The organism is Streptomyces sp. NPDC028289 (assembly GCF_055565975.1).
This window is the reverse complement of sequence record NZ_JBVHTI010000001.1, coordinates 1,226,237-1,234,322: the sequence shown is the minus strand read 5'-3', so window position 1 is coordinate 1,234,322 and position 8,086 is coordinate 1,226,237. Positions and strand designations below refer to the sequence as shown.

Below are 8,086 nucleotides of genomic sequence, written 5' to 3'. Positions count from 1 at the left end.
TCAGCCGTGGGCGGTCGTGTCAGCGCCTTCAGCCGTGGGCGGTCGTGTCAGCGCCTTCAGCCGTGGGCGGTCGTGTCAGCGCCTTCAGCCGTGGGCGGTCGTGTCAGCGCCTTCAGCCGTGGGGCGGTCGTGTCAGCGCCTTCAGCCGTGGGCGGTCGTGTCAGCGCCTTCAGCCGCGGGCAGTCGTGCCGCTGGGGCGGCACGGGTGGGCGCGGGCGGCACCCTGCAAGCGCCGGTAAGTGACACCCCCCGCCCCGGCCGCGACATACTCGCACCGTGACCCGGACCCCACTCACCCTCCCCGAAGTCGAGAAGCTGGCCCGAGCCGCCCACGCGGCGCAGACCGACAAGGCCGGGCGGCCCTACGCCGAGCACCTCGCCGCCGTCGCCCACGGCGCAGCCGCCCGTGGTGGCGACCCGGAGCAGATCGCCGCCGCCTGGCTGCACGACGCCGTCGAGGACCACGCCCTCACCGAGGAGTGGCTGGACACGGCCGCCCTGAGCCCCCGCACGAAGGCCATCGTGCTCGCCCTCACCAAACACCCCGGCGAGCCCCCCGAGTCGTACGCCCGCCGCATCCTCACCACCCCCGGCGCCCTCCTCGTCAAGGAAGCCGACCTCGCGCACAACGCCGACCCCGGCCGTCTCGCCGTACTGGACGAGGACACCCGCAACCGGCTGACCGAGAAGTACGCCCGGATGCGCGCCCTCCTCGGTCTCCGCGGGTAGGCACGCTCACGCGTTGGCCATCTCCCGGCTGCGCGGCTCCCGTTCCCGCGCCGTCTCCGCCGGGTCCCGCCGGAACGCCCAGTCCATCCGCGGCTCCATGGAGAACCGGAACACCCGCCGCGCGGGCCGGGTGCACAGCAGCGTCACGCACGCGCCCGCGAGCGCCGTGACGAGGATCTCGCCGAGCGGCCCGTGCAGCCACTTCGGGTCGAACCAGCCCGCGTGGACGCCGTACTTCACCACGAAGCCGTGCAGGAGGTAGCCGTACAGCGTGCCCGCGCCCAGCGCGGTGAACCACGTCCGCCGGCCCGGTACCCACGAGAAGAAGCCGGCCGTCAGCAGCATCGAGCAGCCGAACATGGCGAGCACCATCACCGGCCCGCACCACCACGGCGCGCCCAGCTCCTGCGCGGAGTCCCGGTGGTAGAACCACGCGGTGTTCATCCGCGGCACCGACCACCACGCGAACGCCAGCGCGAGGGCGAACACCGGCACCGCGGCGATCCGCACCGGCCACCGGCGCACCAGCCGGAAGTGCTCGGGCCGCAGGCACAGGCCGAGCACGAAGTACGGCAGGAACTGCAGCACCCGCTGGAGGTCGAGGTCGTCACCGATGCTCGGGGACACGGACGCCAGCATCGCGATACCGAAGGCGACCGGAAGAGGATGGCGGACCGCCTTCCACAGGGGCGTGGTCAGGCGCCAGACGAACAGCGCGCACAGGAACCAGGTCAGGTACCAGGGATCGAGCAGGCTGATGTCCTGGCCGGAGTCGCCGACCACGAAGCGCTGGAAGAGCGAGTAGGCCGTCTCGAACAGGACGTAGGGGACGACGACCCCGGTGACCAGCCGCTTCAGCCGGTCCGGGCGCATGTCGAAGTTCCGCGAGAAGTAGCCGGAGACGATGATGAACGCCGGCATGTGGAAGGCGTACACGACGCAGTACATCGCCTCCAGGACGCGACTGTCGCCCTTCAGCGGCTCCCATGAGTGACCCATCGCGACGAGCACGATCGCCAGGTACTTGGCGTTGTCGAAGAACGCGTCGCGGGGTCTGCCCGCCGGCGGCAGGGCCGGGGGACGTGGTGTTCGGTTCTGGCCGGGGGACGTGGCGGCGTCAAACATCTGAGGCACCTTAGCGGTGCCTGTGGGATTTCGTAAATCCGCCGATGAGAGACCTGGTATTCGGCGACAAGCATATGTGGATCGCCGGGGGATTTACCGGGGTCGATGCCTGTGTCTATGCAGTTCCATGCGCCACTTACACCCGTGATGTCCGCATTCATCCGTACTAATTAGTGCATAACGACCGCAGGTCGTCGCCCTTTGCCGTGCCTGTGTCAACAATTCGAATTGGCTGCGCGCGAGTTGTGTGGACACGGAAACCATGTCCGTCAATTGCCGTGGATCCGTGGGTGGTGGGATCTCGAATTGCAGTGCGGGCAGTTGTCGGTGTGCGGTGAGTTGTCGACGTTGTGTCACGAACCGCATAGTGCGGCCGGGTTGGTGGCACGATGGATCTGGCGGGGGTGCGGGGCCGTACCCCAGGGCCGGAGAGCGGACCGACCGAGGGTGTGATCAGTTGTGGCCATTTCACTGTCTGTGGTGTTGCTGTTGGCGATCATCCTTGTGGTGATGATGAGAGGGGGGAACATCAAGGCAGGCCCCGCCATTGTCGCCGTCCTCTTCGGCTTCTTCCTCGCGTCGACCGGGATGGCCCCCTCCATCCAGCGCTTCCTCGACTCGCTGGCGCAGACCATAAACTCGATCAACTTCTGACCCCGGAAGCCGGCCGGCGGCACGTGGCCCCCGCCACGACGGCCGCGTACCCCGCATTCCCGACGACACCCTCGGCGGCGGCGCCCCGTACCGCATCCCGTGACGTCACCGGATCGAGTGGCGGCACGCGCGGAAGGCCGTGCGGCGGGCAATGGTGGCCGTCGTCGTCCGCCCCGACGGCGGCGGGGTGCGCCCGGGCGGGCGAAGAGGCGCCGACTGCGGGCGGCCACGGTGCCCTCGCAATCCGTGCCGATCCGGCTCCCACAACGACTCAGGCCCGGCTCACCGAGTAGATCTACCCGGTGACCTGGGCCTGAGCGATTCAGAGCGGGCGACGGGAATCGAACCCGCGTAGTCAGTTTGGAAGACTGAAGCTCTACCATTGAGCTACGCCCGCACAACACGCGCCGCAGGTCGGTGACCGCGGCACAGGAGGCATCGTAGCGGGTCGTCCGGCACGTAGGCCAACGCGATTGGTCTGCGGGGACGCGGCGGGGACGCGGCGGCGAAGCGATGCCGGTGCGGGTGAACAAAGCAGCCGACGCAGGCGGCCCGGGCATGTACCCTACGTGTCGCACCGAAACGGGGTGTGGCGCAGCTTGGTAGCGCGTCCGCTTTGGGAGCGGAAGGCCGTGGGTTCAAATCCCGCCACCCCGACCACCACCTGACGGCGTCCGTCTTGATCGCCTTTTGGGGCGCTGAGCGGCTGCGGTTACTATGCAAGCTGCGCGCCCGTGTGTCCCGGCCCGCCAGACGGCGGCCTACGAACTCCTCCGGGCGGCGAAACTCCGCCGGGCCCCTCTGGCACCGGCAGAACCCGAGAAGTCAGCCACAAGGAGACCGAACCGTGAAGAGCGCCGTGGAGACCCTGAACCCGACCCGGGTTCGGCTCACTGTCGAGGTGCCCTTCGAGGAGCTCAAGGACAGCCTCGACGCGGCGTACAAGAAGATCAACCAGCAGGTCACGGTGAAGGGCTTCCGCAAGGGCAAGATCCCGGCCCGCGTCATCGACCAGCGGTTCGGCCGCGGAGCGGTGCTGGAGGAGGCCGTCAACGACGCGCTCCCGAAGTTCTACACCGAAGCGGTCAACGAGGCCGAGCTGAACCCGCTGGGCCAGCCCGAGGTCGACATCACCGAGCTGAAGGACGGCGAGACGCTGAACTTCACCGCCGAGGTCGACGTCCGCCCGGCCCTGGAGATCCCGGACTACACGGGCATCGAGGTCGAGGTCGACGCCGTCGAGGTCAGCGACGAGGACGTCGAGAAGTCGGTCGAGCAGCTCCGTGAGCGCTTCGCCTCCACCTCCCCGGTGGAGCGCGCCGCCGAGGACGGCGACGTCGTCACCATCGACCTGGAGGCCAAGGTCGACGGCGAGGTCCTGGAGGACGGCATCGCGAGCGGTGTCTCCTACACCATCGGCTCCGGCGAGCTGCTGGACGGCATCGACGACGCCGTGAAGGGCCTGGAGGCCGGTGGCGAGGCCACCTTCACCTCCGAGCTCAAGGGCGGCTCCGCGGCCGGCCGCGAGGCCGAGGTCACCGTCAAGGTCACCCAGGTCGCCGCCCGCGAACTCCCCGAGCTGGACGACGAGTTCGCGCAGCTCGCCTCCGAGTTCGACACCCTGGACGAGCTCAAGGACGACAGCCGCAAGCGTCTCGCCAACATGAAGACGTACGACCAGGCCACGCAGGCCCAGGAGCGCGTCCTGGAGAAGCTGCTGGAGCTCGTCGAGGTGCCGGTCCCCGAGAAGCTCCTCGAGGACGAGATCAACACCCGCAAGCACAACCTGGAGCACCACCAGCTCGGCCAGATGGGTCTCGACCTGGAGAAGTACCTCGAGATCCAGGGCAAGACCGCCGAGGAGTTCGAGGCCGAGACCCGCGAGGCCGCGGTCAAGGGCATCAAGACCCAGTTCGTCCTCGACGAGCTGGTCAAGGTCGAGAAGCTGAACGTCAACCAGGAGGAGCTCACCGAGCACCTCATGCGGCGCGCGGCCTCCTCCGGCATGTCCCCCGACCAGTTCGCCCAGGCCGTCGTCGAGGGCGGCCAGGTCCCGCTCCTGGTCGGCGAGGTCGCCCGCGGCAAGGCCCTGGCCGTCGTGGTCGAGGCCGCCACGGTGAAGGACACCAACGGCGAGATCGTCGACCTGGACGACGAGGACGAGGACGAGACCGAGACGGAGGCCCCTGAGGCCGCCGCCGAGGCCACGGACGCCTCCGCCGAGGACAAGACCGAGGGCTGAGCCCTACGGCGCCCATAACGGCGCACAGGGGCTCCTGGGACCATCCCGGGAGCCCCTTCGTCATACGCCCGGCGGTGGCGCCCCTGAAGGCGGCGCAGCCGCCGCCTGGGGGCGCGGGGAACTGCGCGACCAGCCCCCACGTGCCCGCACTCGCCCACCCACCGGCACGGTCACGGCGGGTCGACAGCGGCCCATCCGCCGGAGGCACCCGCACTACGCCCCCGGCGAACAGCCCTCTTACCGGGATTCCCCGAAGGGACCATCGCGTTAGGGTCCATGAGTACGAGGGCAGCCAAGCCCCCGGCTACGGAAACGTGAGACGGCCCGGCGCCGTCGTACAGACGAGCAGGTGGATACGTGACGAATCTGATGCCCTCCGCCGCCGGCGAGCCTTCCATCGGTGGTGGCCTCGGTGACCAGGTGTACAACCGGCTGCTCGGTGAGCGGATCATCTTCCTCGGCCAGCAGGTGGACGACGACATCGCGAACAAGATCACCGCGCAGCTGCTGCTGCTCGCGGCCGATCCCGCCAAGGACATCTACCTCTACATCAACAGCCCCGGTGGCTCGGTGACCGCCGGCATGGCGATCTACGACACCATGCAGTACATCCCGAACGACGTGGTGACCATCGCGATGGGCATGGCGGCCTCGATGGGCCAGTTCCTGCTCACCGGCGGCGCCGCCGGCAAGCGCTTCGCGCTGCCGCACGCCGACATCATGATGCACCAGGGCTCCGCGGGCCTCGGCGGTACCGTCTCGGACATCAAGATCCAGGCCGAGTACCTGCTGCGCACCAAGAAGCGCATGTCCGAGCTGACCGCGCAGCACTCCGGCCAGACCGTCGAGACGATCATCCGCGACGGCGACCGCGACCGCTGGTTCACCCCGGAAGAGGCCAAGGAGTACGGTCTCATTGACGAGATCATCACGCATGCCTCCGGTGTTCCGGGAGGCGGCGGCACCGGCGCCTGAGACCAGGCCCGGCCACGCCGCGCTCCGCCGAGACTCCAGCCCCCCGAACGCCACCAGGACGGTGAACACCCTCATGAGCAACATTCCCGGCGCCGCTGACGCCCGCTACGACGGGCCCCGGCCCGACGCCCGCTACGTCATCCCGCGCTTCGTCGAGCGCACCTCCCAGGGCATCCGCGAGTACGACCCGTACGCGAAGCTCTTCGAGGAGCGCGTGATCTTCCTCGGCGTCCAGATCGACGACGCCTCCGCCAACGACGTCATGGCGCAGCTGCTGTGCCTGGAGTCGATGGACCCGGACCGGGACATCTCGATCTACATCAACAGCCCGGGCGGCGACATGACCGCCCTCACGGCGATCTACGACACGATGCAGTTCGTGAAGCCCGACATCCAGACGGTCTGCATGGGCCAGGCGGCCTCCGCCGCGGCCATCCTGCTGGCCGCGGGCACGCCCGGCAAGCGCATGGCGCTGCCGAACTCCCGCGTGCTGATCCACCAGCCGGCCGGTTCCACCGGCCGCGGCCAGCTCTCCGACCTGGAGATCATCGCCAAGGAGTTCACGCGCATGCGTGACCAGCTGGAGACCATGCTGGCCAAGCACTCCAACCGGGCGATCGAGCAGGTCCGCGAGGACATCGAGCGCGACAAGATCCTCACGGCCGAGGAAGCGCTCGAGTACGGCATCGTGGACCAGATCATCTCCACCCGGAAGATGAACAACGCTGACGTCCGCTGACACAGGCCGCGGGCAGAGAATGTATTCTCTGCCGCCCTTGGCACGGTTTGACCGCGCGCACGGCAAGGTGCACGTCAAAGTGAACCGTGCCAAGGGGGGCCCGTACGGGGGGCCCGGCAAGGTACCGTCGACATAAGGCAGCACCAGGAGCCGCTGGATTCGAGAGAGTCCAGGCGTCTCCCAGGCGAAGGGGAAGCACACCGTGGCACGCATCGGTGACGGCGGCGATCTGCTCAAGTGCTCGTTCTGCGGCAAGAGCCAGAAGCAGGTCAAGAAGCTCATCGCAGGGCCCGGTGTGTACATCTGCGACGAGTGCATCGATCTCTGCAACGAGATCATCGAGGAGGAGCTCGCCGAGACGAGCGAGGTGCGCTGGGAGGAACTCCCGAAGCCCCGCGAGATCTACGAGTTCCTGGAGGGCTACGTGGTGGGCCAGGAGCCCGCCAAGAAGGCCCTCTCGGTCGCGGTGTACAACCACTACAAGCGCGTCCAGGCAGGGGAGAACGGCGGCGCCCAAGGCCGCGACGACGCCATCGAGTTGGCGAAGTCCAACATCCTCCTGCTGGGCCCCACCGGCTCCGGCAAGACGCTCCTCGCGCAGACCCTGGCCCGCATGCTGAACGTCCCGTTCGCGATCGCCGACGCGACCGCGCTGACGGAGGCCGGCTACGTGGGCGAGGACGTGGAGAACATCCTCCTCAAGCTGATCCAGGCGGCCGACTACGACGTCAAGAAGGCCGAGACCGGGATCATCTACATCGACGAGATCGACAAGGTCGCGCGGAAGAGTGAAAATCCGTCGATCACCCGGGACGTCTCCGGCGAGGGCGTGCAGCAGGCCCTGCTGAAGATCCTGGAGGGCACCACGGCCTCGGTCCCGCCGCAGGGCGGCCGCAAGCACCCGCACCAGGAGTTCATCCAGATCGACACGACGAACGTGCTGTTCATCGTGGGCGGTGCGTTCGCCGGCCTGGAGAAGATCATCGAGTCCCGGGCGGGCGCCAAGGGCATCGGCTTCGGCGCGACCATCCGCTCCAAGCGGGAGCTGCAGTCCAAGGACCAGTTCGAGGACGTCATGCCCGAGGACCTGGTCAAGTTCGGCATGATCCCGGAGTTCATCGGCCGCCTCCCGGTCATCACCTCGGTCCACAACCTGGACCGCGAGGCCCTGCTCCAGATCCTCATCGAGCCGCGCAACGCACTCGTCAAGCAGTACCAGCGCCTCTTCGAACTCGACGGCGTGGAGCTGGACTTCGAGCGCGAGGCCCTGGAGGCCATCGCCGACCAGGCCATCCTCCGCCAGACCGGCGCGCGTGGTCTCAGGGCCATCATGGAAGAGGTCCTGATGTCGGTGATGTACGAGGTCCCGTCCCGCAAGGACGTGGCCCGCGTCGTCATCACGGCCGACGTCGTCCACTCCAACGTCAACCCGACCCTGATCCCGCGCGACGCCCGGGGCCGGGGCGCGGGGGAGCAGAAGTCGGCGTAACCTCCGCCAACACCGAAGCGGCGGGGCCGCCCCCCCCGGGGGGGGGGGGGGGGGGGGGTGGGGGGGGGGGGGGGGGGGGGAGTTGGGGCGCGCCCCCAGCCCCCGCCAAACGGCCCGGAGGTAGCCGCCACGT

At 68.7% G+C, this 8,086-nt stretch carries 7 protein-coding genes and 2 tRNA genes; 7 read left to right on the top strand and 2 right to left on the bottom strand.

The window, feature by feature from the left end; genetic code table 11:
• Positions 1 to 276: 276 nt before the first annotated feature.
• Positions 277 to 729 (top strand): HD domain-containing protein, encoded by a 453-nt coding sequence (locus tag ACZ4UV_RS05400; protein WP_390040056.1) that lies wholly within the window; start codon positions 277 to 279, stop codon positions 727 to 729.
• Between the two features lie 6 nt (positions 730 to 735).
• Here ACZ4UV_RS05400 and ACZ4UV_RS05395 read toward each other — a convergent pair whose 3' ends face one another.
• A complete protein-coding gene (locus ACZ4UV_RS05395; protein WP_390040058.1) occupies positions 736 to 1,854 on the bottom strand; it encodes an acyltransferase family protein in 1,119 nt (372 codons plus the stop codon).
• 459 nt (positions 1,855 to 2,313) lie between these two features.
• On the opposite strand from ACZ4UV_RS05395, the gene ACZ4UV_RS05390 reads away from it, so the two are divergent.
• Positions 2,314 to 2,508 (top strand): hypothetical protein, encoded by a 195-nt coding sequence (locus ACZ4UV_RS05390; protein WP_089107496.1) that lies wholly within the window; start codon positions 2,314 to 2,316, stop codon positions 2,506 to 2,508.
• Between the two features lie 326 nt (positions 2,509 to 2,834).
• Here the strand turns inward: ACZ4UV_RS05390 and ACZ4UV_RS05385 are convergent.
• A tRNA-Gly gene (locus tag ACZ4UV_RS05385) sits at positions 2,835 to 2,905 on the bottom strand.
• A 186-nt stretch (positions 2,906 to 3,091) separates the two neighbouring features.
• Here ACZ4UV_RS05385 and ACZ4UV_RS05380 point away from each other — a divergent pair.
• The 5 genes from ACZ4UV_RS05380 to clpX all read left to right on the top strand — a co-directional run bounded on the left by ACZ4UV_RS05380 (position 3,092) and on the right by clpX (position 7,953).
• A tRNA-Pro gene (locus ACZ4UV_RS05380) sits at positions 3,092 to 3,168 on the top strand.
• Between the two features lie 187 nt (positions 3,169 to 3,355).
• A complete protein-coding gene (gene tig / locus ACZ4UV_RS05375) occupies positions 3,356 to 4,750 on the top strand; it encodes a trigger factor (protein ID WP_451020459.1) in 1,395 nt (464 codons plus the stop codon).
• Positions 4,751 to 5,119: 369 nt separating this feature from the next.
• Positions 5,120 to 5,725 (top strand): ATP-dependent Clp protease proteolytic subunit, encoded by a 606-nt coding sequence (locus ACZ4UV_RS05370; RefSeq protein ID WP_390040446.1) that lies wholly within the window; start codon positions 5,120 to 5,122, stop codon positions 5,723 to 5,725.
• A gap of 73 nt (positions 5,726 to 5,798) precedes the next feature.
• Positions 5,799 to 6,464, top strand: coding sequence for an ATP-dependent Clp protease proteolytic subunit (locus ACZ4UV_RS05365; RefSeq protein ID WP_293992478.1), 666 nt, complete (start codon positions 5,799 to 5,801; stop codon positions 6,462 to 6,464).
• Positions 6,465 to 6,666: 202 nt separating this feature from the next.
• Positions 6,667 to 7,953 (top strand): ATP-dependent Clp protease ATP-binding subunit ClpX, encoded by a 1,287-nt coding sequence (gene clpX, locus ACZ4UV_RS05360; RefSeq protein WP_093503035.1) that lies wholly within the window; start codon positions 6,667 to 6,669, stop codon positions 7,951 to 7,953.
• The last annotated feature ends 133 nt before the right edge of the window (positions 7,954 to 8,086 follow it).

What these genes read in the sequence shown, in the direction of transcription:
- ACZ4UV_RS05395 (WP_390040058.1), bottom strand. Translation starts at nt 1,854, where the DNA reads ATGTTTGACGCCGCCACGTCCCCCGGCCAGAACCGAACACCACGTCCC.
- ACZ4UV_RS05365 (WP_293992478.1), top strand. Translation starts at nt 5,799, where the DNA reads ATGAGCAACATTCCCGGCGCCGCTGACGCCCGCTACGACGGGCCCCGG.
- ACZ4UV_RS05370 (WP_390040446.1), top strand. Translation starts at nt 5,120, where the DNA reads ATGCCCTCCGCCGCCGGCGAGCCTTCCATCGGTGGTGGCCTCGGTGAC.